The organism is Ignavibacterium sp. (assembly GCA_032027145.1).
GTDB lineage: Bacteria > Bacteroidota > Ignavibacteria > Ignavibacteriales > Ignavibacteriaceae > IGN3.
Window position 1 is genome coordinate 755,258 of record JAVSMP010000001.1, and the last position, 26,083, is coordinate 781,340.

19 protein-coding genes and 1 riboswitch are annotated in these 26,083 nt (G+C 35.0%); of the genes, 12 read left to right on the plus strand and 7 right to left on the minus strand.

Annotated features, from left to right (window positions below):
* Window positions 1-31: 31 nt before the first annotated feature.
* Window positions 32-3,427 (minus strand): S8 family serine peptidase, encoded by a 3,396-nt coding sequence (locus ROY99_02965; protein ID MDT3695325.1) that lies wholly within the window; start codon window positions 3,425-3,427, stop codon window positions 32-34.
* 184 nt (window positions 3,428-3,611) lie between these two features.
* On the opposite strand from ROY99_02965, the gene ROY99_02970 reads away from it, so the two are divergent.
* On the plus strand, window positions 3,612-4,187 hold the full coding sequence (locus tag ROY99_02970; protein MDT3695326.1) for a sigma-70 family RNA polymerase sigma factor: 576 nt from the start codon (window positions 3,612-3,614) through the stop codon (window positions 4,185-4,187).
* The gene (locus ROY99_02975) at window positions 4,184-5,845 is read left to right on the plus strand and encodes a hypothetical protein (GenBank protein MDT3695327.1); all 1,662 of its coding nucleotides are present in this window, start codon (window positions 4,184-4,186) and stop codon (window positions 5,843-5,845) included. Before ROY99_02970 ends, ROY99_02975 begins: the two co-directional genes overlap by 4 nt.
* Here the strand turns inward: ROY99_02975 and ROY99_02980 are convergent.
* Both ROY99_02980 and rocF read right to left on the minus strand, forming a co-directional pair.
* Window positions 5,817-6,341: a hypothetical protein gene (locus tag ROY99_02980; GenBank protein MDT3695328.1), complete on the minus strand. Its 525-nt coding sequence runs from the start codon at window positions 6,339-6,341 to the stop codon at window positions 5,817-5,819. The two genes, ROY99_02975 and ROY99_02980, sit on opposite strands and share 29 nt — an antisense overlap.
* Entirely contained in the window at window positions 6,341-7,264 is a 924-nt protein-coding gene (rocF, locus tag ROY99_02985; protein MDT3695329.1) for an arginase, read from the minus strand. The genes ROY99_02980 and rocF overlap by 1 nt, the downstream gene beginning before the upstream one ends.
* Before the next feature lie 372 nt (window positions 7,265-7,636).
* On the opposite strand from rocF, the gene ROY99_02990 reads away from it, so the two are divergent.
* From ROY99_02990 to ROY99_03015, 6 genes are all read left to right on the plus strand, one after another.
* Window positions 7,637-8,989 (plus strand): SpoIID/LytB domain-containing protein, encoded by a 1,353-nt coding sequence (locus ROY99_02990; protein ID MDT3695330.1) that lies wholly within the window; start codon window positions 7,637-7,639, stop codon window positions 8,987-8,989.
* Window positions 8,990-9,026: 37 nt separating this feature from the next.
* Window positions 9,027-10,136, plus strand: a complete 1,110-nt coding sequence (locus tag ROY99_02995) for a glycosyltransferase family 4 protein (protein MDT3695331.1) — start codon at window positions 9,027-9,029, stop codon at window positions 10,134-10,136.
* Between the two features lie 4 nt (window positions 10,137-10,140).
* Window positions 10,141-11,139 (plus strand): DUF4922 domain-containing protein, encoded by a 999-nt coding sequence (locus tag ROY99_03000; GenBank protein ID MDT3695332.1) that lies wholly within the window; start codon window positions 10,141-10,143, stop codon window positions 11,137-11,139.
* A gap of 145 nt (window positions 11,140-11,284) precedes the next feature.
* Entirely contained in the window at window positions 11,285-14,275 is a 2,991-nt protein-coding gene (locus ROY99_03005; protein ID MDT3695333.1) for a CotH kinase family protein, read from the plus strand.
* Window positions 14,276-14,528: 253 nt separating this feature from the next.
* Entirely contained in the window at window positions 14,529-14,882 is a 354-nt protein-coding gene (locus ROY99_03010; protein ID MDT3695334.1) for a DUF134 domain-containing protein, read from the plus strand.
* 41 nt (window positions 14,883-14,923) lie between these two features.
* The gene (locus tag ROY99_03015) at window positions 14,924-15,322 is read left to right on the plus strand and encodes a NifB/NifX family molybdenum-iron cluster-binding protein (GenBank protein MDT3695335.1); all 399 of its coding nucleotides are present in this window, start codon (window positions 14,924-14,926) and stop codon (window positions 15,320-15,322) included.
* A 64-nt stretch (window positions 15,323-15,386) separates the two neighbouring features.
* Here the strand turns inward: ROY99_03015 and ROY99_03020 are convergent, their stop codons facing one another.
* Entirely contained in the window at window positions 15,387-15,698 is a 312-nt protein-coding gene (locus ROY99_03020; GenBank protein MDT3695336.1) for an RNA-binding protein, read from the minus strand.
* Window positions 15,699-16,017: 319 nt separating this feature from the next.
* Window positions 16,018-19,764 carry a methionine synthase gene (metH, locus tag ROY99_03025; GenBank protein ID MDT3695337.1) on the minus strand — a complete coding sequence of 1,249 codons (3,747 nt, stop codon included), beginning with the start codon at window positions 19,762-19,764 and terminating at the stop codon, window positions 16,018-16,020.
* Between the two features lie 225 nt (window positions 19,765-19,989).
* A riboswitch (SAM riboswitch) is annotated at window positions 19,990-20,104 on the minus strand.
* Window positions 20,105-20,259: 155 nt separating this feature from the next.
* Between metH and rfaD the strand changes: the two genes are divergently transcribed.
* On the plus strand, window positions 20,260-21,234 hold the full coding sequence (gene rfaD, locus ROY99_03030) for an ADP-glyceromanno-heptose 6-epimerase (protein MDT3695338.1): 975 nt from the start codon (window positions 20,260-20,262) through the stop codon (window positions 21,232-21,234).
* Window positions 21,235-21,287: 53 nt separating this feature from the next.
* Here the strand turns inward: rfaD and ROY99_03035 are convergent, their stop codons facing one another.
* Window positions 21,288-21,599 (minus strand): hypothetical protein, encoded by a 312-nt coding sequence (locus ROY99_03035; GenBank protein ID MDT3695339.1) that lies wholly within the window; start codon window positions 21,597-21,599, stop codon window positions 21,288-21,290.
* Between the two features lie 173 nt (window positions 21,600-21,772).
* On the opposite strand from ROY99_03035, the gene ROY99_03040 reads away from it, so the two are divergent.
* From ROY99_03040 to ROY99_03050, 3 genes are all read left to right on the plus strand, one after another.
* Window positions 21,773-22,237 carry an 8-oxo-dGTP diphosphatase gene (locus ROY99_03040; GenBank protein ID MDT3695340.1) on the plus strand — a complete coding sequence of 155 codons (465 nt, stop codon included), beginning with the start codon at window positions 21,773-21,775 and terminating at the stop codon, window positions 22,235-22,237.
* A gap of 295 nt (window positions 22,238-22,532) precedes the next feature.
* Window positions 22,533-23,786: an OmpA family protein gene (locus tag ROY99_03045; protein ID MDT3695341.1), complete on the plus strand. Its 1,254-nt coding sequence runs from the start codon at window positions 22,533-22,535 to the stop codon at window positions 23,784-23,786.
* A 185-nt stretch (window positions 23,787-23,971) separates the two neighbouring features.
* Entirely contained in the window at window positions 23,972-24,817 is an 846-nt protein-coding gene (locus ROY99_03050; protein MDT3695342.1) for an OmpA family protein, read from the plus strand.
* Between the two features lie 158 nt (window positions 24,818-24,975).
* Here ROY99_03050 and ROY99_03055 read toward each other — a convergent pair whose 3' ends face one another.
* A complete protein-coding gene (locus ROY99_03055) occupies window positions 24,976-26,019 on the minus strand; it encodes an LLM class flavin-dependent oxidoreductase (GenBank protein MDT3695343.1) in 1,044 nt (347 codons plus the stop codon).
* Window positions 26,020-26,083: the final 64 nt, after the last annotated feature.

A 26,083-nucleotide genomic window follows, 5' to 3' on the forward strand; every position in this document is an offset into this window, starting at 1 on the left:
AATCGCCTTTTAAAATAATCAATCGTCAGAGTTACTTGATCAGAACCATCTTCTTGGTGTCAGTAAATGTTTTGCCTCCTCCAACTGCTTTCATCTGGTAAATATATGTGCCCGATGTAAGTGTTGAAGCATTAAAGCTTGCTTTCTGATAACCGGCTTCCATAGTTCCGTTAACAAGCGTAGAAACCAATTCGCCAAGTGTATTGTAAACTGAAATTGTTACATCAGCTTTTTCAGGCAGTGAATATTCAATTGTTGTAACCGGATTGAATGGGTTTGGATAATTTTGATAAAGTGTATAATGATCAGGAGTATTTACTTCAACTTCTATAACAGGTGAATATTCAAATGTTCCATCCAAATCAACTTGTTTCAATCTGTAAGAGTAATTTCCAACAGCAAGTCCCTTATCAACATAATTATAAGTAGTTATTTCTGTTGTTGTTCCTTTACCGTTAACAAACGAGATATTAGTCCACTCGTCAGATCCTTTGAGCTGTCTTTGAATCTGAAATCCCGAGTTGTTTATTTCGGTTGCTGTTGACCAGTTAATACTAACATTATTTCTGTCTGAATTAGCCGTAAATCCAGTTAACTCAACCGGAATTACTGTTATCTCCATAGTAACAGGAACAGTAACCAGCGGATTTACTGGGTCGTTGCTTGCTACCTTCAAATCCATAGAATAATTACCAAGTGGAAAATCTTCACTCTTAAATGTTAATACAACTTTAGCACTGTTGCCATTAAATAATGTTCCGCCGTTTACATCGTTAGTAAGCCATTCTGGTTCAGCAGAAAATTGCAGTGCTTTATTATTGGCAGCATAATTGGCATTGTAAGCAACCAGCAATCCAACTGTGCCCGCAGCATTTTCAATTCCAACTGTTGCAGAGTTTAGTGTTCCGCTCATATTGTTATAGTAAACCATTATCTTACCGCTTGAGTAGAGAACTACCTGAAATGTTAAAGACCCCTGATTGGAATATCTGTGCCAGCCGGTAAACTGCACTATAAATCTGTTGCCGTCTTGTTTATAATGAACCGTACCGGAAGATACACCGTCAAGATCATCCCAGAATGGTGCGATAAATTCATTTGGTACTGCGGTACTTGGGATTGTAGCATTTGTATAGATGTTAGACGTTATTGGTGAAAATAATATTACTCCATTTGAACTGACATATATCTGAGTTTTAATATTTCCATAAAATTTAAAGTTAAAGCCTAATGGAAAAGGTCCTGCATATCCTTCATCTTTCGGGTTAAAAGTACTGGTTGCAGTCCAGTTTGTTACTAATGTTCCGGTAGAAACAATATCATCCCAAACATATTGAGGTCCGTTGGATTCATCGCTATCAATCCACTTATAACCAAATAAATCTGGTCCTCCCTGACCATCAATACTTACTCCGCCTATTTCCTTTGGATTATCCTTATCATCGTTACTGTTAATATCCACGCTGTTTCCAACCTGTGGAATTAGATAGGTGCTTATTGAACTTTCAGGGAAAGTATTGTTTTCCAATGTAACAGTAAAATCTAAAGTAGATGGATTTACAGAAACATTGGATATTGTAACAGTATCAACAACTATTTCAGCGGGACTTAATGTATGATGTATGCTCATCGGAGAAACAGATATTTGCGGAGCGCCTAATGTTGTTCCGCTGGCATTATTAGATAATCCTGACCAGTTGCTCCACATATCTCTTGACTTAATAGAAAAATAATATGTTGTTGCAACACTTAATCCTTCAACTAAATAATTCTCTGTTGCACCTGCAGTATCAGGCATTGCTGTAAACGGTAATTGAGTTGCGTTATTAAACGCTGTAGTATCGTTAATAGGAGATGTAGAATATCGAATATCATATCCGGTAACTCCATTCATTGAAGAATCGTAAGGAACGGTCCATTGCAGCGTTAAAGAATTAGAAGTAGGAGAGCCAGCCGATAAATCAACAATTGGATCCGGGGCAGTTGTGTCTGGTGTACCCAAACTTAAAAATGCTGCATAAACATCAATCAATCCCATTCCATAATTGTTATCTTCTCCGGGTGTGCCAAGATCAACTGCTGTGTTATAAAGAGCCTCTAAAATTTCTTTTCCGGTTAAATTCGGAGCAAATTGTTTTAGCAGAGCAACTGCGCCTGCTACGTGCGGTGCAGCCATAGAGGTTCCGCTTAATACTGTATAACCGGTAGCTGAACCAGAAGATCTTACATTAACACCAGGTGCAGATACTTCGGGTTTTATCAGCAATGAGCCGGTTCCGCCGCAAAGAGAAGGACCACGGCTTGAAAAACTTGCAATAGGATTATTATTACCGCCGATATAAAGAGCACCATCAATTGCTGCTGTAGATAAAACGTTAACAGTGTTTGTGTTTATATTTTTTGGTTTTGTTATTGTTGATGAGCCGGGTCCGCTGTTTCCAGCAGAAAATATTACAGCAATACCAGCAGCTTCTACTGCATCTAAGGTGGTTTTATAAATACCTGAACATTCATTTGAAACATCTGGATCATACCAGCTATTGCTTATTGCATCCGGCATATCATTAATTGTTGACGGATTTCCATCTGGATTCATTGCCCATTGAAAAGCTGCAATTGAGTTTGATGTATGAGGGCTTGAACATATCGTTTTTGCAGCAATCCATTCGGCACCGGGTGCAACCCCAACAGTATCGCCGGTAAGCGGCGACCAGCCTGTCATAGTGCCTACGGTATGGCTTCCGTGTCCATCGCAATCGCTTGGGGTTGTTGTTCCGCCACCTGGATCAAACCAGGCTTGGTTATGCGGTACATGATTGCCTCTCCATTTATGCTGCAAAGCTGGATGGTTTGGATGAACACCTGTATCAATACCCATAACCAATCTGCCCTGACCGGTAATTCCCAGAGCCCAGAGAAGGTGTGCGTTGATTATTTTTAAACCAGGTTCAACTGATTCAGTATTCTCTGGAATATAATCATCGCCGGCAATTGGTCTGTCTAATTCGATTAACGCATCAACATCAAGCTCTGCTACATCCATTCTGTTCATCAATTCATAAATAACACTCGGTTTTGCCTCTACAACAAACATGTTTGATATCCAGAAAGATTTGAATGAATAAATATCTGCCGACTCATATTTTGATGTAAAATAATTATTTAATTCAACCTGCGTTCTTTCTGCATTTTGCTGCAAAGCCGTAATAACCTGATAAGCTCTTTGTTGTAATGATGCTTTTTCTGTATATAGTTGTTGGTCCAGGAATGCAAGATCAACCTGAGAACGAAGTAAAACAATTACCTGAAGATAATCATCCTGACCTGCTCTATTAAGAGCATCCTGCAGTCTGCTGCTGACTTCAACCTGTGAAAAACCATTAGAAGAAATCAGTAAAAGTGCGAAGAAAAGTATTAGCTGTTTCAAAGTACCACTCCTTATTGTTTGTAAGCGAAAGTTAATAACTAAAGTTGAAGACTACAAACCTTTTCAATTTTCAATTTTATATAATTAGAGAATTCTAAATATCTTTTTAAAAGAAAATTGCTTTTTTAAGTACTGAGCTATACTTTTAGAACAAGAAAAATAGTTCAATATATTTTTTAGGCGCTTGACAACAGAATTAAATGACATAGAACTGTTCAAAAGAATCCTAAACAAAGATTCTAAAGCTCTTGAGGCTCTTTACGACAGATATTCGCCCGTTTTATTTACTTTTATAAAAAGAATTGTAAGCGATACGGCAATGGCTGATGGAGTTCTTACTGATGTTTTTGTGATTATCTGGCAAAAGACACCCAAACTAAATCTTGAACATCACAATCCCTATGCTGTATTAATTAATCTCTGCCGTAATAAAGCACTTGATACTCTGAGAAGAACTCAAAATATAGAGCTGCCCGAATATACCAGTGATTTTGAAGATGAGTATATTTTACCAAAACTCTCTATACATATTCCTCCTAATGATTTATCAAAAATTTTGCTGAATAGGGAAAAAATACAATTCGCAATTCATAATTTAACCGAAGCACAACAGTATGTAATATCCCTGGCTTATTATGATGGCTTGGCTGAATCCGAAATTGCAACTAAACTGAACATTCCGCTTTTAACAGTTAAATCGAAAATCCGGGTTGCACTTAACATCATTAAAGAAAACCTTGCCAAAGAGGGAATTCAATGATTGATGAACAAAAAATAATTGGATTACTTCAGGCAAAGGCTTTGGGATGTCTTGATTCTTCCGACGAAGAAATTCTTTCTGATTTTATAAATGGAGGACATTTATTTCCATGGGATGAATTAGGTGCTTTGCAGAGTGTCGCCTCGCTTTTACCCATTTCACTTCCATTGGAACTGCCTGATCCATCACTAAAGGATAAGATTGCTTTAAGATTAATTAAATTAACCGAAGAAATTCGTGCTCAGAAGATTATTCAGGAAGAAAAACAAATACTGCCAGAAGTTGATGTTGCCATATCACAAGAACCAGATTTTATTGAAGAAGAATTTGAACAGCAAATTGAAGAATTAAATGACACTCAAGAATCAGCACCCGAACAACAAGGAGAATTTGAAGAAGTAACCGGAATCAAAATTGAAATACCAGATTTTATTGAAGAAGAATTTGAACAGCAAATTGAAGAATTAAATGACACTCAAGAATCAGCACCCGAACAACAGGAAGAATTTGAAGAAGTAACCGGAATCAAAATTGAAATACCAGATGTTGTTGAAAAAGAGTTTGAACCGCAAATTGAAGAATTAAATGACACTCAAGAATCAGCACCTGAACAACAGGGAGAATTTGAAGAAGTAACCGGAATCAAAATTGAAATACCAGATGTTGTTGAAAAAGAGTTTGAACCGCAAATTGAAGAATTAAATGACACTCAAGAATCAGCACCTGAACAACAGGGAGAATTTGAAGAAGTAACCGGAATCAAAACAGAAATTCCGGATATTATTGAGGAAAATAATTTCAACATGGAAATCGAGGAAGCAACTTTTAATCTAGATGATGTTGTTTTACCCGATTATGACTTAATAAATACTTCTGAAACTGAGTTTGATCAAATTGAGCAGCCCAATATAGAAAACATCACAGAAAAACCCTTTGAAGAACCACCAATTGAAACCCAGCCAATTGATACAGTTGAACCTTTTAAAGAATTACCGGCTGAAATATCTTTTGATCATACGATTAAATCATCTGAAGAAGAATTAACCGAATCGCTGCCAATTGAGACAGCGTTGTCTGATGCTGTTGAGTCGTTTAACGAACAATTTATTGAAAAACCGGTGAGTGATACGGATAAAGCATTTGAAGAACCTCTGACTAATGAACAGGCTTCGGATATAGTTGAACAATCTGAAGAACCTATGACTGAATCAGCCGAAACATACACTCAGTCTATTGAACCATTATTAGGCAGTGAAACAATTGTTGAACAAACTGAAAAAACTCAAGAGGAGGTTACAGAACAGGTTCAAAATAAAGCTGTGCGGGATGCAAAAACAATCGCAGAGTCTGATACTGATTCTGAGAAACAGCCGGATCTTACAAAGCGTAGTGTTGCAGATAAGTTGTTTAAAGCAATTGAACAGGATTTTGATTCACTAAAATTTCATTATGAAAGAAGTGAGGCAAAACTTAAAAGAGGTTTGCTTGTTTCTTACGTAGTTATTGCCGTGTTGTTTTTGCTGCTTATCTTCTCATTCTTTAAACTCAGCGGCGATGTAAACAATTTGTTGGATGAAATTAAAAGCCTGAAGAAAAATACCAGTTCTTTTTTGATTAAAGAGAAGAACATTAATTCATTTTATCAATTCTTCGGTTAAACCAATAAGAAACCAATCCGATAACTGCTGCCGTTAAAATTATTATTAACCAGTATTTTTTTAGAATTGCAAAAACTGCTGAAGAAAATAATTCTAAATTAGCATTTCCCTTATCCCATATAAACCAGATACCGGCAATAATAATTACGGCTGAAAGAATCAGTGAGGCTTTATTTAAACGAACCAGCAAATTGCCTGTTAAAAGACTAACCCCAAGAATAAATAAAGCAGCAGGTATAAATATTTTTTCGAATCCAACAATCTCATATTTTGTAAAAACAAACATCACAGAGCCGGTTAAGAAAAGCACTGAGCCGATAATAACTCCGGTAAGATGTTTTTTAATATATGAAGAATAAAAGAATCCTATGCCGCCAGCAATTGACAGATACGCTGTAATATTTAAAATATTTGTTGTTAAAGCTCCGCTGATAATCAGCACAAATATAACTACAGCCAGAACAATCAGAAGTTTATTAAATTCGTTTGAGTTCATTATAAAATTCTTTGACCCATGCTTGAGGCTATCAAGTCGGCGGCAAAAACAGCACTGCTGTTTTTAACATCAAGGATTGGATTCACTTCTGCAACTCCAAGCGAAGACATACATCCGCATTCTGCAATTGATTCCATCAACAAGTGAGCTTCGCGATAACTTAATCCACCGGGAACAGGAGTTCCAACTCCGGGCGCAAAATTTGGATCAACACTATCAACATCAAAACTAACATGGATGTGATCTACTCTTTCTTTAAACTGTTTTAACACGCGGTTAATAATTCTGTGTATCCCAAGTTTATCAACATCGCTCATAGTATAAACAGTCGGATTAAGTTTTTTGATGATTTCTCTTTCCTCAATATCAATGCTTCTGGCTGCAATAATGGTGCAGTTTTCTGGTTTTAACTTGGGTCTAAATCCATAGAAATCAACAAGCTCCGGATGCCCAAGTCCCATTGATGCGGCAAGCGGCATACCGTGGATATTTCCTGAAGGAGTAGTTTCATCTGTATTCATATCTGCATGAGCATCAATCCATATTACACCAAGAGTCAGATTATTTTTTCTGCAGTATGATGCTATTCCCGCCAGTGTTCCAAGCGCCATTGAATGATCGCCGCCTAAACAAAGCGGAAACTTATTTTGCTCTAAAACTTTTTCGATTCTGGCAGCAAGTTTTTTAGATGTTTTTAAAATTTCATTCAGATACTTAAGCTTTGGATTGATAATTTTTTGTCTCTCCATTATCTCAATGTTAATATCGCCGGTATCTTCTACCTTGTAGCCAAGTGCTTTAAGTTTGTTTTCTAATCCTGCAATTCTTAAAGCAGAAGGACCCATATCAACGCCTCGTCTTCCGGCACCAAGATCAACAGGAAAGCCAATTATTGAAACTATTTGTTCTGTTTGTTTAATCATAAATATTGAATTTGCTTTTAATAAGTTAACAAGATTGATGTTAAATTACCATTGAACAAGATCCTTCTATTAACATCGTCTCGTCTCTGTTTGTTTTTATAGCAGGTAATCTTTTATTAACAGTATAAGTAAAACTCTGACACATATCTTTATTCTGTTTTAAGAAGTTCTCCGATGGATGTTTAGACTGCTGGTTTTCAAAAGATGCTGGTGATTTCTCATGTAAGTATAAAAAATTTATGCTATTAAATTTATGTGAATTTTAAGGAACTTAATTCGCCTGATGAATTGGTTTTGTTCTCAAATATTCATCGCCACAATCGTTATATTTTAACAGTAATTAAATATCTTTATTTAAAATAAGGGTGTACAATGTTGGATTACGAAGGTGAACCTTATATCAGCGTAGGAATTCTAACAGCTTCCAAAATTAAGTTTGAGCTTTATGGTGAATACGGTTCTTACGGATTTAAAAATTTTTTCAGCGGAAAATTTGAAGCAGAGATTATCAACGACAGAATCGTTTGTAAAAGCGATAAGGATAAAATAGAAATAACCAACGAGATAATTTTTGAACCTCAGGAACCGGATAATGAATCCTTTCTTATTCGTGATGTGATAATTGGAGTGAAATTTCATTGGGAACGAAAGGAAAAACAGCGGTTTACATATTCATTAAAGCTTCTTAAAGATGGTGACAAAATAGCAGTAATTAATATTATTCCAATTGAAAAATATTTAATGAGTGTTATCTCTTCAGAGATGAGTGCTAAATGTTCTTTGTCGTTGTTAAAGGCAACCGCTGTTGTTTCCCGAAGCTGGCTTCTTGCACAAATTGAAAAGTCCAAAAGAATACAAAGCGAGCATATTAATTATCACACAACATATCAAACAGAAGATGAGTATATAAAATGGTACGACAGAGAAGATCATAAATTGTTTGATGTTTGCGCTGATGATCATTGCCAGCGTTATCAGGGTGTAACCAAAATGACTTCGGAGGCTGTCAGAAAGGCTGTTGAACAAACTACCGGAATTGTTTTACTTGAAGACAATAAAATACTTGATGCTCGCTTTTCAAAATCGTGCGGCGGTATTTCAGAATCATTTGAAAATGTTTGGGAACCGGTTAAACATCCTTCGCTTAGCTCGATTTATGATTACAAGTTTGTTGCTGATGATTTTGATGATGATTTTTCTAAAGAGCTAAACGCTGAAAAATGGATTAAAGCAAGTCCGCCTGCATTTTGTAATACAACAGATCAAAAAATATTAAATCAAATACTTTTGGATTACGATCAGGAAACCAAAGATTTTTACCGATGGGAAGTGCAATATACTCAACAGGAATTATCAGAGCTTATAAGAAAGAAAAGTGGAATTGATTTTGGATTTATTCGGGATCTTATTCCAATTGAAAGAGGATTTTCTTCACGCTTGATTAAACTGAAAATTATAGGAACAAATAAAACTTTAACCATTGGAAAAGAGCTTGAGATAAGAAGGATACTTTCAGAAACACATCTTTACAGCTCTGCGTTCATTGTTGAAAAGTCTGGAGATGTTAACGGAGTTCCTGAAAAATTTATATTGCGCGGAGCAGGATGGGGACATGGTGTCGGGCTTTGTCAAATTGGTGCCGCTGTAATGGCTGAACAAGGTTATCAATTTGATGAGATTGTTATCCACTATTTTAAAGATGCCGTTTTAAAAAAGATTTATTAATGACTGATAGTAAGTATATGGGTTTAGGTATTTTTTAATGAAGGTTTTATATTCATGTTTATCTAAAAGCTGGGGCGGTATGGAAATGGTTGCGATTACCGGAATAAAACAGCTTTTAAAACATAATATCAAAGTCGGGCTTCTTTGTCTTGCAGAATCACGAATCCAAATAGAGGCAAATGCACTTGGAATTATTATCTATCCAATTAAATCTAACAGAACTCCAAATATTTTTTCCAGTTTAAGAATAATCTCAATAATCAAATCAGGGTCTTTTGATATTATCCATAGCCATTCTTCTAAAGACCTTTGGGTGATAGTTCCGGCATTAAATTTTCTTAAATCCGGTATTCCGCTTGTATTTACAAAACATCTGGAATCATTTATTATCAAAAAAAATTTTCTTCATAACTGGATTTATAAGCGTGTTGATTGCGCAATAGCTATCAGTTCTGTCATTAAATTAAATTTATTAAAAACCACCTCATTAAAAGAAAGTAAAATAAAAATTGTGTACAACGGAGTAGATTTAGAAAAATTTAATCCGAAAAATACCAACAGAAATAAGCTTAGAGATGAGATCGGGGCTGAGGAAAATAATTTACTGATCGGAATGACAGGAAGATTCAGTCCCGGGAAGGGACATGAAGATTTTTTGTTAGCTATAAACAGATTGAATAAAAAATATCCTGAAGCTAAGTATGTTGTTGTTGGCGAAGCAAGCCGCGGAGAAGATGAATACGAAAAAAATATCAAACATCTTGCAGAAGAATACGGAATTAAAAATATCACCTTTACCGGATACCGAACAGATATTCCTGATGTGCTTGCTGCGTTTGATATCTATGTTTTCCCTTCACATGCAGAATCTTTTGGTGTGGGGTTGATTGAAGCAATGGCTTTGTGTAAGGCTTCCGTTGCTTCAAATAGCAGCGGCGTGCTTGATATTGTGGATGATACGGTTGATGGGTTGTTTTTTAATTCAAAAGATGGATATGATCTGGCTGCAAAAATTGAAGTTCTGATCAACAATTCGGAGTTGAGAAAAAGACTCGGAGAAAATGCACGTAAAAAGATTTCAGATAAATTTGATTTAAACTTAGTCACTGAACAAATAGTTAACACATATAAACAACTAATTAAATAAGTTAATGAAAATATTTACTGATAATTCAACCATTAGAGACTACATTAGTCGTAACAACTATTCTGATGCGTTAAAAGCTTTGTTTGAAATTCAAAAAAACGATTGGACAATGCTTAAGAACGGAGTTGACTCGCTTGCAACTGTCAAAACAAAATCATTTCAATTTAATGGGTTTAAGATAAAGGCTCAGTTTAATGCGGGAAGAATGACATCTACATCTGCAAAAGTTGATCCCAAATCTATAAGCGAAAGAAAATGTTTTTTGTGTGTTGAAAATTTACCCGAACAACAGCGTGGTATTTTATATAATAATTATATAATCCTTTGTAATCCATTTCCGATATTTACCGAACACTTTACAATTACTCACAAAAAACATCAGCCGCAAAAAATTGTTGATACATTTTCAGATATGATCGATATAAGCAGGGACATTTATAAATATTATTCGGTTATTTATAATGGACCCAGATGCGGGGCATCTGCTCCAGATCATTTACATTTTCAGGCTGGCAACAAGTTCTTTATGCCTATTGATGATGAATTTCATTTGATTAAAAACGAGTACGGAAAAGAAATATTTGAGTCTGATCAAATTTCAATGTTTGCTGTGGATGATGGAATAAGAAAATTCATCTCGATTGAAAGTTTAGACAGGGATTTACTGATAAAAACATTCAGCAGATTTTATAAAATATACTCCGCGCTTAGGAATGAAGACAGCGAACCACTTATGAATCTTATAAGCTTTTATGAAGAAGAATATGGCTGGAGAGTAATAATATTTTTGAGATCAAAACACCGTCCGGCAGCATTCTTTGCTGAAGATGAAAGTAAAATGCTGGTAAGCCCCGCTGCAATTGATCTTGGAGGTGTCTGTGTTTTTCCGAGAGAGGAAGATTTTAACAGAATAACAAAAGAACTGCTTGCCGATATATTTAAGGAAGTTTTTGTAGATGGAAGTGAATTAGAAAGAATTATTATTGAGTGTAATAAAATATAATGTGATTCTTCGGTTAAGATTGAAATTAATATCTGCCATTAAAATCACCCGCACAGCTTTTACGATCAGTTGAACCGGCATTTAAGTAGTTCTTCTTATTCGCTTATTGATTATTTTACATCGTTGATTCTAGAAAATATGTCTTATGAGATTATCTAATAAATCTGTTTTATTATCGTTGCTATTTATCCTGCTGATCAGCTATAACTTATCTGCACAGGAATTATACATTAATGAGTTTATGGCTTCGAACTCAACAACGATTAAAGATCCCGATTACAACAATTTTGCTGATTGGATTGAGATATACAACTCTGGAACCGCCCCTGTAAACTTAAAAAATTATTATTTAACTGATAATTTATCACAACCGCAGAAGTTCAAAATACAGACAGATCTTTTGATTCCGGCAAACGGTTATGTAATTATCTGGGCAGATGATGCAAACACCGGTAATCACACAAACTTTAAACTAAGTGCCGGCGGCGAAAGCATAGGATTATACAGCCCAAATCTTCAACTAATTGATACCATTACATTCGGCGCACAGCAAACAGATGTTTCTTTCGGCAGATTCCCTGATGGAACAAACAACTGGTATAAATTTTCACCATCAACACCGGGCAGTGAAAATCTTGAATCCGGAATATATAATCTTCTACCATCACCAACAGTATCCGTACAAAGCGGATTTTATTCTTCATCAATAACGGTTACTGTTTCGCATATTCTTTCAGATGCTACAATACGTTATACATTAAATGGAAAAGCGCCTTCTGCTGCAAGTAATGTTTATTCGGTGCCTCTACAGATTGATTCAACATCAGTATTAAGAATCCGTGCATTTAAAAACGGATATACACCAAGTTTAACTGAAACAAGAACTTATTTTATTAATGAATCTACTGATCTTCCTGTTTTTTCTCTTGTAACCGATCCGGATAATTTTTTTAGTGATACATCTGGAATTTATGTTGCGGGAACAAATGGAATAATCGGTAATTGCAGCACAGAACCGAGAAACTGGAATCAGGATTGGGAACGACCTGTAAGTCTGGAGTTTTTTGAATCTGATAAATCTTTAGCATTTAGTGTTAATGCGGGGGTTAAAATATTTGGAGGATGTTCAAGACTCTATGCTCAAAAATCGTTGGGTTTCTATTTTAGAGGAGTTTATGGCACCGATAAATTAAGATACCGCCTGTTCGATGATTCTCCGATTTCTGAATACAATAATTTTATATTAAGAAGCTCAGGACAAGATTGGTGGCGCACAATGTTTAGAGATGGAATGGCGCAGACTTTAATCGAACAGGGAATGAAATTAGATTATCAGAATTACCGCCCCTCTGTTTTATTCATTAACGGAGAGTATTGGGGTATTCATAATATCAGAGAAAAGCTTAATGAACATTATGTTTATTATCATCACGGTGTAAACAAGGATAATATTGATCTGATTGAAATTGGAAAGGGTGTTGCCGGTGCCAATGGAGATTTAGTTGCATATAATAATATGATTACATTTCTTTCAACAAAGAATATGGCTAATCCAACAAATTATGAATATATAAAATCTATTGTGGATATTGATGAATATATTGATTACCAGATTGCGGAAATTTATTCGGCTAACGGCGATTGGCCCGGATCTAATATGAAGTTATGGCGTGAGCGCATTGATGGTTCCAAATGGCGATGGATGATCTATGATCTTGATTTTACTTTCGGCGGAAACTCTGAAGGATTAGCTACAACCAATACTTTAGAACAAGCAACTGCTACAAACGGACCAAGCTGGCCTAATCCGCCCTGGTCAACATTGATGCTGAGAAAACTACTGGATAATCCTGATTTTAAAAATGAGTTCATACAAAGATTTGCGGCTCACGTTAATACAACTTTTGAAACAAATCATGTTCTTGCTGTTATCGATAGCATGGCGCAGGATATTGCATCAGAAATTCCAAGACATAAAGAGCGCTGGCCTCAATCAATTTCGTTTGGTTCAACGTGGCAGTATCTTATTGATATAATGAGAAATTTTGCAATCGATAGACCAGCTAATGTCAGAAACCATTTTTATGCTAAGTTTGGAATCAGCGGATCAAATACATTAATAATAAGTAGAAATAATCCTGACTGGGGAAAAGTTTTTACTAACACCGTAGAAATTAAAAATAACGGTTCTATTAATACATTTTTTAAAAGCATTCCAATCAGAATTAAAGCAATGCCCATGCCGGGATATAGGTTTGTGAGCTGGCAGGGAATTTCAAATTCAATGTCTCCTGAAATATCTGTTGTGTTAAACTATAATACAAATTTAACAGCAGTCTTTGAACCAGAAAACTTGGCAGTAACTTCTATCGTGATTAATGAGATAAACTATAAATCATCTTCGGTGTTTGATACTGAAGACTGGGTCGAGTTTTATAATCCTGATGATAATCCGGTTGATATCTCAGGCTGGAAGTTTCACGATGATAATGCTTCAAATCAGTTTACTTTTCCTGCTAATACAATAATGGCTGCAAAAGATTATCTTGTTGTCTGCAGAGATACTGCAAAGTTCAAAGCGCTTTATCCAAACTTCTTTAAGCTAATTGGCAATTTTAATTTTGGTTTAAGCAGTGATGGTGATGAGGTAATTTTAAAAAATTCCTCGGGAAATATTGTTGATGAAGTTGCTTATTCATCTACTGGCAATTGGCCCTCGCTGCCAAATGGAAACGGACCGACATTGTCGCTGATAAATCCTCAGTTTGATAATTCGCTGCCCGAAAACTGGCGTGCTTCCGGAATGTTTGGAACTCCCGGAATTTTAAATGATGTTTACACAAAAATTGAAGAAGAGAATAATTTAATTCCGCAGGAATTTATTTTATATCAGAATTATCCAAATCCATTTAATCCTGTAACGACAATAGAATATGATCTTCCTGCCATGAGTGATGTTTCACTAATCGTTTATGACATACTTGGAAGAAAAATAAAAGAACTGGTGAACACTATTCAGGTAGCTGGAAAATATGCGCTTAGTTTTGATGCGTCAAACCTTGCGGGCGGTGTTTACTTTTACAAACTGCAGACTGCTGATTTTATAAGTTCGAAGAAGATGCTGCTTTTAAAATAATAACATTAAACCTATTTGAACTCATAAACCAATTCCTCTCTTTTAAAACAGAAGGGGAGCAGGTGATTAATTTGCCTTAAGCATTATTCTTTCTCTTTGTAATGCACAGATAAGGATAGCGCTGCTTCATTAATGAAAATTGTTTTGCTTATCAAAAAAATATTTGCTCAATTGACCATTTTTCTCTTGTAATTTATCTTAAATGCTATTATGTTTGTTATGAGCATATGCTCATAATTAAACAAAGTATAAAATGGCAAGACCAGAAAAGAAAAGACATATAAGATGTAAGCCTGCCTGTTACTATTTCAAACCAACCGGAATTCCAATGTACGAACTTGAAGAGATAGAGCTTGCAAAAGATGAGTTGGAGGCTCTCCGGCTTGCAGATTTTAATGAGCTCTTTCAGGAAGATGCTGCTTTAAAAATGAATATATCACGAGCCACTTTCGGCAGAATAATTATGAGAGCACATCACAAAATTGCTGATGCAATCATAAATGGTAAAGCCATTAAAATTCAGGAAACCCTTCCTGAGCCACTAAGGGAAAAATTAAAAGCACCTCGAAAAAAATGCAGAAGAAAAAATGGATATAAAGACAGTTAACAATTTTTTAACAAACACTTAATTATAAATTTGGAGCAAATATGAAAATAGCAGTAGCAACAAACGATGAAACCAGAATTGCCGGGCATGTTGGCAGATGCAAAGGATTTCTTGTCTTTGAAACAGAAAACAATAAAATCGTTAACAAAGAAATCAGGACAAATACTTTTACTCATCATAGGCAGCACGAACACAATCACCACGAACAACATCACGCTCAGAAACATGAGCATAGCCATCATTCCCTGATAGAGGGGTTAAATGATTGTGAGGTTTTAATATTTAATCATGGGGGTTGGAGATTAATAGAAGACCTTAAGGCAAATAATATTAAACCTATTCTAACTGACGAAGTTTTAGCAGAGGATGCTGTCCGGAAATATATTGATGGTGCGTTGGTTATCAATGAAGATAATATTTGCCAGGGACATCATCATTAATTAACAAAAAGTGAAGGATGACATCATCAAACATGTTGTCATCCTTTTTAATCACACCGGGATTTTAATATCTTCTTCGGTTTCCCTGTCCGCCGCCGGATCTTCCGCCGCCAGAAAAACGTTTTCTGCTGTCTGTTTTTGGGCGTGCTTCATTAACAACAAGTTTTTTACCCTTAAACTCTCTTGTGTTAATTCCATCGATTGCTTTCTGTGCCTCGGCAAGCCCTGGCATTTCAACAAATCCAAATCCTTTAGTTTGCTGTGTAAACATATCACGAATGATTTTTACTTCTTTAACCTGTCCGAACTCTGAAAAAAGATTTGTTAAATCTTCTTCTGTAACATCGTTAGTTAAATTACCAACGAAAATATTCATAGTAACTCCTGAATAAAATAATAAATATAATTAATAACTGGAGAGCATTATTGTGCTTCTCCGATCCTGTGGATAAAAAAAAGAATGAATATTGTGGTATGAATTCAAATTTTTTTAGCAGGCACCTGTAAGATAAATTAAAATACCGCCCTTAACAACTGAAATAATTATGGAAAGTGACTATTAACAAATCTATCCCCGGAACAAAGCCGGTCTGTTTAATGTTGTTAATCTGAATCTGTGAACAGCGATTCTTACTAAATTCGTCAGACTTTGAAATGTTCAGCCAGACATCCGGATAAAATCAAGGTGCTTTTAATTAATAATTAAGTATTGGACTTAACCATCTTTCTATTTCAACCATACTCATGCCTTTTCGCTTATGATAATCGAGCACCTGATCTTTTTCTATCTTGCCGACATTAAAATATTTTGACTGCGGGTGTGAAAAATATAATCCGCATACACTAGCGGCAGGGTACATAGCCATACTTTCTGTCAGTTTGATTCCCGAGTTGTTTTCTGCATCAAGCAATGAAAATAAAATCGGTTTTTCAGTATGATCCGGTTGTGCTGGATATCCTGGTGCGGGACGAATGCCAACATAATTTTCTTTTATCAGCTCTTCATTAGAATAATTCTCATTTTCTGAATATCCCCAATATTCTTTTCTTACCAGTTCGTGCAGGTGTTCTGCAAATGCTTCGGCTAATCTGTCTGCAATTGCTTTAATCATTATCTTATTATAGTCGTCAAAATCCTTTTCAAATTTATCTATTAGTTTTTCAATTCCAATTCCTGCTGTAACAGCAAACATTCCGATGTAATCTTTTACTTTTGATTCCTTTGGCGCAATAAAATCTGCAAGTGCAATGTTAGGCTCGCCGGTTGATTTCTGATTCTGTTGTCTTATAGAATGCAGTGTTCTTTTAACTCCGTTTCTTTCTTCGTCAGTATATATTTCTATATCATCAACTCCAACGGAGTTTGCAGGAAATAAACCAATAACTCCATTTGCGGTCAGTAATTTTTCTCTAATTACTTTGTCCAAGAGTCTGTTCGCGTCGTCAAAAAGTTTTTTTGCTTCTGCCCCGGTTTTTGTATCATCAAAGATTGATGGATATTTTCCTTTTAATTCCCATACCATAAAAAAGGGAGTCCAGTCAATATATTTTCTCAAAACACTCAAATCAAAATTATTTAAAACTGTTATTCCTGTTTTAGCTGGTTTTTTAACAGAAGTGTTTTCCCAATTAATTTTTAACTTGTTCTCACGTGCAAGATCAAGGCTAATAAGGTTCTTTCCCGATTTCCTTTTTAAATATTCTTCTCTAAGATTTAAATATTCTTTTTTAGTATCCTCAACAAATCTCCCGCGCTCTTCTTCGTTTTCATTTAGAAGACCTGAAACAACCGGAACGCTCCTTGATGCATCAAGAACGTGAACAACCGGTCCGCTGTAATTGGGATCAATCTTTACTGCGGTATGAATTCTTGATGAAGTTGCCCCGCCAATTAATAACGGAATATTTAATCCTCTTCTTTCCATTTCTTTAGCAACATGTATCATCTCGTCTAGCGATGGAGTTATCAATCCGCTTAAACCGATTATATCAACTTTTTTATCAATCGCTGTCTGAATAATTTTTTCTGAATGAACCATAACTCCAAGATCAATTATGTTATAGTTATTACAACTCAGAACAACACCAACGATATTTTTTCCAATGTCGTGAACATCGCCTTTAACCGTTGCAAGGAGAATGGATGCGCCTCTTAATTCCTTTTCCCCCTTCTCCTTTGGTGAAGAATCAGAGATGACTTTTTCCTTTTCTTGAATAGAGACCAAAGATTGCGCATTTGCCATATACGGCTCAAGAATGCTGACAGCTTTCTTCATAACCCTGGCGCTTTTCACCACCTGCGGAAGAAACATCTTGCCAGCCCCAAATAAATCTCCTACCACGTTCATTCCCCCCATCAATGGTCCTTCAATAACTTCAAGCGGCTGTGAATATTTAAGTCTTGCTTCTTCAACATCGGTATCAATAAAATCAACAATGCCTTTAACTAATGCATACTTTAACCTTTCATCAACTTCTAAAGAACGCCATTCATCTTTCTTTTCTTCTGTTTTGTCCTTCTTCTTAATTGTTTCAGCAAATTCTACTAATCTTTCTGTTGCATCCTGCCTGCGGTTAAAAATAACATCTTCAACTTTCTCTAAAAGCTCTTTTTGAATTTCTTCATAAACTTCAAGCTGTCCGGCATTAACAATTCCCATATCCATACCCGCTTTAATTGCGTGAAAAAGAAAAGAAGAGTGCATAGCTTCCCGAACCACATCATTGCCTCTAAAAGAAAAGGAAAGATTGCTTACTCCGCCGCTTACTTTTGCATCTGGCAAATTCTGTTTTATCCATCTTGTTGCCTCAATAAAATCGACGGCATAATTATTATGTTCCTCAATACCTGTTGCAATTGCAAGAATGTTTGGATCAAATATAACATCCTGAGGAGGGAATCCAACTTCCTTAGTTAAGATATCATAAGCACGTTTACAAACTTCAATTCTTCTTTCAAAAGTATCTGCCTGACCCTTTTCGTCAAATGCCATAACAATAACAGCTGCTCCGTAATTTAATACTTTGATTGCCTGTTCTTTAAATACCTCTTCGCCTTCTTTAAGAGAAATCGAGTTTACAATTCCTTTTCCCTGCAAACATTTTAGTCCTGCTTCTATCACGCTCCATTTTGATGAATCAATCATAATTGGAAGTTTTGCTATATCGGGTTCTGAACCAATAAGATTTAAATATTTCGTCATTGCCTGTTCTGAGTCAAGCATCCCCTCATCCATATTAATATCAAGAACCTGAGCACCGCCTTCAACCTGGCTACGAGCGACAGAAAGCGCTTCATCAAATTTGTTTTCTTTAATTAATCGCTCAAACTTTTTTGAGCCGGTTATGTTAGTTCTTTCACCAATATTCATAAAATTAGAATCCAGACGAAGAACAACGGGTTCTAAGCCGCTTAATTTTAAATATGATTCCCGGGGTTTCAATTTCCTCGGTTTATAGTTTTTAGCCATCTCAGAAATTTTTCTGATATGGTCAGGGGTTGTTCCACAGCAGCCTCCTACAATGTTCACAAAACTGCTTTTTAAAAAATCTTCCAGAACGTCTGCCATTATTTGCGGAGTTTCATCATAGCCACCCATTTCGTTTGGCAGTCCGGCATTCGGATAAACTGATAAAAATTTATCAGAAACATTTGCAAGATCTTCTACAAAGGGTCGCATTTGTTTTGCACCCAGCGCACAGTTTAAACCAACGCTTATAAGGTGTTTTGAGTGCGAAACTGAAATAAAAAAGGCTTCAACAGTTTGTCCTGATAATGTTCTGCCGCTATTATCTACAATTGTTCCTGAAATCATTATCGGGATGTCTAACGATTTTTCATCTAATAACTTTTCCACAGCAAAGATTGCTGCTTTTGCGTTTAAAGTATCAAAAATTGTTTCAATCAGAATTATATCTACACCACCATCAATCAATCCTTTTGCTGCATTATAATATGCCTCTGTTATTTCATCAAAAGTTACAGCGCGATATCCCGGATCGTTTACATTTGGAGACAGGGAAAGTGTTTTATTTGTTGGTCCTAATGCACCAGCAACAAATCTTGGTTTTAGTTTATCTTTTATATTAAACTCATCGGCAACTTCTTTTGCAATTTTTGCTGATTCATAATTTAATTCATACGCAAGATCCTGCATTTGATAATCTGCCTGAGAGATCGAATTTGCATTAAATGTATTTGTTTCAACAATATCAGCACCAGCTTCAAAATAAGCGCGATGGATTTCCTTTATAATTCCGGGCTTTGTAATTGACAACAGATCATTGTTGCCTTTTAGATCGTGCTGAAAATCTTTAAATCTTTCTCCTCGAAAATCTTTCTCTGTCAGGTTGTAGTTTTGAATCATTGTTCCCATTGCACCATCAAGAACAAGTATTTTTTCTTCTAATATTTTTTTTAATGATTCGAATGTTAGTTTCATAAATTTTCCAAAAATAAATACAATGTTTTTATATTCTTCACATATTTGTTTTCAGGCATTTATTTCAAAATCGTTTGACATAATTTTTCATCAAAACGAGATGTTGTAATAAATTCAGGCTGAGCCGATACACTGGTAATTTTGAGTTAGTTTTTCATATATCATAAAAAGTATTTAAAAATAAAAAACCTCTTACAATGAAATGAAGAGGTTAAATAAGTCTTCATCTCATCTTTCCCCCTATAAACCGGGGGCAGGATTTAGCACCTGACATCCCAAAAACCGGAATCGGTTGCTACGGCTTCTGCGGGCCTGTTCCCTTAGCCGTTCTTAATAAGATATTTTATTTATAAGAACAATTAAATCTGAGGCAAATATATAAATTATCTTCGCATTGTCAATAAGACATAAATCAAATTTTTAATTCTGTTTTTCTTTTTTTAAAACACCTCCAATATGGTTAAATTGCCTTATCAAAATTTCAAAAGGATTTTTATGATAGTTGTTACTGGCGGAGCGGGATTTATCGGCAGTGCTATTGTTTGGAGATTAAACCAGCTTGGTAAAGAAAATATAATAGTTGTTGATGAGCTTGGTAAAAATGAAAAGTGGAAAAATCTTGTAGGGCTTAAGTATCGGGACTTTGTAAACAAACTTGAGTTTATAGAGCAAATTCTTGATGATGTTATTCCTTATAATATTGAGGCAATAATTCATATGGGTGCTAATTCTTCAACTACTGAAAAAGACGCCGATCATCTGCTGGATAATAACTTTAATTATACAAAAGAACTTTCAAAATATTGTGTTGAAAAAAATATCAGATTTATCTATGCATCTTCTGCAGCAACTTACGGTGATGGCTCTTTAGGTTTTGATGATGATGAAAACAAACTTCAACAGCTTCGTCCGTTAAATATGTATGGTTATTCAAAACATCTCTTTGATCTTTGGGCAAAAACAAATCACATATCGGATAGGATTGCCGGACTAAAATACTTTAACGTTTACGGTCCCAACGAATATCACAAAGGCGATATGCGCTCAGTTGTTCATAAGGCTTTTGAACAAATCAGAGATACCGGAAAGGTCTGTTTATTCAAATCCCTGAATCCAAAATATAACCATGGCGAACAGATGCGTGACTTTATTTATATAAAAGATGCCGTTGATATGACATTATATTTTTTAGACAATCCAAATATAAACGGAGTATTTAATATCGGTGCAGGAAAAGCCAGAACCTGGAATGATCTTGTAACTGCATTGTTTAATGCGGTTAATAAACCGGTCAATATTGAATATATTGATCTGCCAGTGCATCTGAAAGAAAAATATCAATACTTTACTGAAGCTAATCTGATCAAAATAAAGGATGCCGGTTATAATCAAACAATAACATCTTTAGAAGACGGCATTAATGATTATGTAAAAAATTATTTACTTAAGGATATCTACTTAGGCTACTAACACAGAACAAGGGAGATGCATTTTTATTTTCATCCCGCTCAAAATATTAGTTTTCAGAATCCCGATTCATCATCTTCAAAATCTTCGTCTTCATCTTCATCAAAATCAAAATCCTGTTCATAAATATCGTCTTCATCATCAGGTTCTTCGTCTAACAAATCATCCTCTTCATCATCGCTGTTATAATAGTCATCGTCATCTTCAAAATCATCATCCTTGTCTTCGTCGTCAAAATCATCTTCCGGATCTTTTTGTTTTTTCTTTGCGGCTTCAAAAGAGTCAAAGCTAAAGATATTTTCATCATATATTGCAAACTGATTTTTGTTGTCGTCTGTTGTCTGCAAGTTTATTTCATTCAGTTCCATTGCGTTATATTTCTCCGATTAATCTTATTTATTTCACTTGTTAATTTATACTTGATATATAAATCTCCAAACAGAAAATATCATCCGTTAAAAATTTATTTTCTTGACATTTATTATAAAGAACATATATTGTTTTATTATATTTTTCAACAACTAAAAAAATCATAAAAATTATGAAGCTTGCAACCCTTTGCTATGTTACAGATAAAAAGACTAATTCAACTTTAATGATCTACCGGAATAAAAAAAAGAATGATTACCACGAGGGTAAATGGAACGGACTTGGGGGTAAGTTTGAGAAAGGTGAATCTCCGGAAGAATGCGCAATAAGAGAAATTGAAGAAGAAAGCGGGCTAAAAGTAAAATCTATCAAGATGAAGGGGTTCATTACTTTTCCATTATTTGATAACAAAGATGATTGGTATGTTTTTGTTTTTACTTCGGATGAATTTGACGGAGAGCTGATAGATTCACCAGAAGGAAAGCTTGAGTGGATACTTAATGAAAAACTTACAGAGATTAATCTTTGGGACGGAGATGAAATTTTTATCCCCTGGCTGTTTGAAGATAAATTTTTTAGTGCAAGGTTTATTTATGAAAATGGGAAATATATAAGCCATTCTGTTTGTTTTTACTAGCAGATTGATTTTAATATTGCTTGATGATTATTATCTGTTGCGGGTTTTAAATAATCGTCAAAAGTGTTTGTTATCTCTCCTTAAAGATTATAAGTTTCATCTGTGATTTGATTACACTTTTATTAGAACAATCTATACAGTAATATATTACAGGGCGAGAAACAATGCCTTTCTATCTATCAGTTATCCCATTTTCTTTGGTGCAATATATTCAATCAGAAACATTTCTATCCTCATCCTCACAACAGAAAAAATTAGAAATCAATTTATTAATATTCAACAAAGGAATAATAAAATGAAAAATTTAATTTTTGTTATGGTTTTCTCTTTTTTATTCTGCACAATTCAAAACACCGAAGCACAAATTTTTGACAAGATAAAAAAGGAAACTGAGAAGATTATTAAAAAGGAAGCTCAAAAACAGTCCGAGGCAAAGAAAGAAGACGAACAGTCTAAAGATGTAAAAACAGATGAAAACACAAAAAATCCAGAGGTTACAAATAAATCTGACAATACAGACGCTACCCAATCTCCGCAAGAAGATGTAAAATTCACCAGCTCAACTCAGTATGATTTTGTTCCGGGTGATAAAGTAATTTTATTTGATGATTTTAGCCAGGATGCTGTTGGAGATTTTCCTGCTTTATGGACAACAAATTCAGCGGGCGAAATAAATACCGTAAACATTGCTCCAGGAAACTGGTTTAACTTAAACAGCACCGATGGAAACTATTTTTATTTAAATGATATTGACTTTCCAAAAAACTTTATAATTGAATTTGACATAATACCAAAAACAAATGGTGGACGAATTGCTGCCGGACTTCTCTTATATGGTGAAACCAAAAGAAAAGAAATGGATAACAACCCACATCCTGGAAACGGTGGCATAATGATTTCTATCGAAAAAGAATATTGGAATACGTGGGGATATAAATCGGGTGAAAGTGAAAAAATTACTGGCAGATCAGATGTTAAGCCAGTTATTGCAGAAAAAGTTAATCATGTAATTATCTGGGTTCAAGGAAGAAGATTAAGAATTTATCATCAGGAAACTAAAGTGCTGGATATGCCAACAAATCTTTATGCAGATGTTAAACTTAGCAGACTGTGTTTCCGTTTAAGTAGAGGAGCTTCCTGCGGCTCTTATTTATCTAACTTAAGAATTACAGACGCTGCTCCAGATATGAGAAGCAAGCTTATCACCGAAGGTAAACTTGTTAGTTACGGAATTTATTTTGATGTAAATAAAGATGTTGTAAAATCAGAATCTTTCGGAACGATAAAAGAAATAGCAAAAGTTCTTACTGATAATCCAGATGTAAAAATTAAAATAGTTGGGCATACAGATTCTGATGGTGATGATAAATCAAATTTAGATTTATCCAAACGCAGAGCAGATGCAGTTAAAAATGTTTTGGTTAAAGAATTTGGAATGGATGGCGCACGAATTGAAACTGACGGCAAGGGTGAGGGTGAGCCTGTTGCAAAGAATGATTCTGTTGTTAACAAAGCTCTCAACAGAAGAGTTGAGTTTTTAAAACTGTAAGCATTATTTATTTAAACTGCAAGTTAATCTATGAAACCATCAATAATATTATTTTTATTATTAGTTCAATAGAAAACTTTGGACTCTGGAGAAGAGCAGGCAATAACTTATGAATTTAATTTAACAAGAGAACAAATACACTATAAATCAAATACCAAAACATTTAAAAAGATAAAAGGAGCCGTATGAAAAAATTATTATTCGCATTATTCTTAATTCCATCAACAACATTTACTTCTTTTTCGCAGAATGATGCTGATGGATGTAAAGATCACGCTTTGCTTACTCGATTAAATAATTTTTATTTGGCAAGCTGTGAAGAAAATTTTAATGAGCTTGAACTGCGGCTCGATAACAATAAAACCGAAATTAAAGAAGGAAATTTATTCAGCCTTGATTATGTTTTTAATTCTGATGCTGGTGAAAAACCCAAAAGCCCGTTACAAATAATTAAAAATTTTGAAAATGCCATTGTTAAAAATGGCGGAAAAATGCTTTATAAAAACACAAATGCGCTCGATGCCGATCTTGAAGCCACATATTATCTTTCAACTAAAGAAAAAGAATACTGGGTAAGGCTATTTAATTTTGGCGGAACCCCAAATGAAGTTGAAAGGTTTACACTTTATGTTTTAGAAATGGAATCAATGAAACAAGAAATTGAAGCCTCTGAAATGTTTGAAGCAATTAACAAAAATGGATTCATTGCTCTTTATATAAATTTTGAAACTGGAAAATCAACCATTAAGCAAGAGTCACAAAATATTATTGATGAACTTTTCAGTATGTTAAATGAAAATGCCACACTCAAAATAGTTGTTGAAGGTCATACTGACAATGTGGGTAATTCATCTTCAAACAAAACCCTTTCCGAACAACGTGCTTTAAGCGTAAAAGATGCTTTGGTAAATAAAGGCATTTCGGCTGAGAGAATAGAAGCTGTCGGTTATGGACAAGATAAACCGATTGCTGACAATACAACAGAAGAAGGCAGAACTAAAAACAGGCGGGTAGAAATTAAAAAACAATAGCACGGGTAATAACAGTCAAATTGCCTGTGGGTGAGTCGAATGGTTTGATTTATCTTTTCCGCAAGAATAAACTCACGTTCTTCAGTTGAATTTTAAAAAAAGTCAGCCGCTCTTATAAATTATAAATTGCTGCTGCATCTTTTGCTTAGATTATTCAACTATGGGTGTACACCATTAAAATTACTTTTTACTACAGGTAGAACTTTAGTTCCATATAGCTCAATAGTTTTCATAATTTGTTTATGGGTTGGACCGCCAACGTCTATATGTGCTATATATCTTGTTAATCCGAACATATTAATTGTATTGATAATCTTCTCGGTAACATCATCAGTGCTTCCCATATACAAGGCGCCATTGGAGCTCATCCCCGCCTTAAATTTTTCCGGAGTATAAGCTTCCGACCAGCCTCTTTCCTTTCCAATTTTGTTCATTGAATAAGCATATTGTGCATAGTAATCTTTAAGTATCTCTTCCTTTGAATCGGAAATAAAAGTGTGAGAGTGAACAGCAATCTGCATCTTCTTCGGATCGTGCCCGCTTTGAATATATTGCTCTTTGTAAAATTCAATTAGGGGTTTAAATTGAACAGGCATTCCGCCGATGATAGCAAAAATTATTGGCAATCCTAACGTTGCGGCTCTAACAACCGAAGATGTTGTTCCGCCAACAGCAATCCAAACAGGTATTTTATTTTGCGGAAGGGGGTAAACAGTTTGATCAATAATGGGAGCTCGGAATTTTCCTTTCCAGGTTATTGTTTTATTTTTTCTTAACTCAAGCAGCAGCTCCAGCTTTTCTTCAAACAAAGCGCTATAATCATTCAGATCATATCCAAACAAAGGGAAAGACTCAACAAAGCTGCCGCGGCCTGCCATTATTTCTGCTCTGCCTTCAGACATCAAATCTAACATAGAAAAATCCTGGTAAAGTTTTACAGGGTCTGTTGAGCTTATTACATTTACACCGCTGGATAGCTTGATATTTTTAGTTACAGAAGAAACTGCTGCCAACATAATTTCTGGCGCAGAAACAGAGTAATCTTCACGATGATGTTCACCCATTGCAAAGACATCAATTCCCAATTCATCAGCCAACTTAACTTCTTCGATGATCTCTTTATATCTTTGCGCTGTGCTTTGATATTGCTTTGTGTGTTGATTAAAATTAAGATCACCAAACATTCCTATTCCTAATTCCATAATTTTAACCTCTACTGATAATTAAAAGAAATAAAGTATGAATTGAAGATATAAATAAATTTGA

Excerpts from the sequence above, each read along its gene's own strand:
- ROY99_02975 (MDT3695327.1), top strand. The coding sequence starts at position 4,184 with ATGATTGATGAACAAAAAATAATTGGATTACTTCAGGCAAAGGCTTTG.
- ROY99_02980 (MDT3695328.1), bottom strand. The coding sequence starts at position 6,341 with ATGAACTCAAACGAATTTAATAAACTTCTGATTGTTCTGGCTGTAGTT.
- rocF (MDT3695329.1), bottom strand. The coding sequence starts at position 7,264 with ATGATTAAACAAACAGAACAAATAGTTTCAATAATTGGCTTTCCTGTT.
- ROY99_02990 (MDT3695330.1), top strand. The coding sequence starts at position 7,637 with ATGTTGGATTACGAAGGTGAACCTTATATCAGCGTAGGAATTCTAACA.
- ROY99_02995 (MDT3695331.1), top strand. The coding sequence starts at position 9,027 with ATGAAGGTTTTATATTCATGTTTATCTAAAAGCTGGGGCGGTATGGAA.
- ROY99_03000 (MDT3695332.1), top strand. The coding sequence starts at position 10,141 with ATGAAAATATTTACTGATAATTCAACCATTAGAGACTACATTAGTCGT.
- ROY99_03005 (MDT3695333.1), top strand. The coding sequence starts at position 11,285 with ATGAGATTATCTAATAAATCTGTTTTATTATCGTTGCTATTTATCCTG.
- ROY99_03010 (MDT3695334.1), top strand. The coding sequence starts at position 14,529 with ATGGCAAGACCAGAAAAGAAAAGACATATAAGATGTAAGCCTGCCTGT.
- ROY99_03015 (MDT3695335.1), top strand. The coding sequence starts at position 14,924 with ATGAAAATAGCAGTAGCAACAAACGATGAAACCAGAATTGCCGGGCAT.
- ROY99_03020 (MDT3695336.1), bottom strand. The coding sequence starts at position 15,698 with ATGAATATTTTCGTTGGTAATTTAACTAACGATGTTACAGAAGAAGAT.
- metH (MDT3695337.1), bottom strand. The coding sequence starts at position 19,764 with ATGAAACTAACATTCGAATCATTAAAAAAAATATTAGAAGAAAAAATA.
- rfaD (MDT3695338.1), top strand. The coding sequence starts at position 20,260 with ATGATAGTTGTTACTGGCGGAGCGGGATTTATCGGCAGTGCTATTGTT.
- ROY99_03035 (MDT3695339.1), bottom strand. The coding sequence starts at position 21,599 with ATGGAACTGAATGAAATAAACTTGCAGACAACAGACGACAACAAAAAT.
- ROY99_03040 (MDT3695340.1), top strand. The coding sequence starts at position 21,773 with ATGAAGCTTGCAACCCTTTGCTATGTTACAGATAAAAAGACTAATTCA.
- ROY99_03045 (MDT3695341.1), top strand. The coding sequence starts at position 22,533 with ATGAAAAATTTAATTTTTGTTATGGTTTTCTCTTTTTTATTCTGCACA.
- ROY99_03050 (MDT3695342.1), top strand. The coding sequence starts at position 23,972 with ATGAAAAAATTATTATTCGCATTATTCTTAATTCCATCAACAACATTT.
- ROY99_03055 (MDT3695343.1), bottom strand. The coding sequence starts at position 26,019 with ATGGAATTAGGAATAGGAATGTTTGGTGATCTTAATTTTAATCAACAC.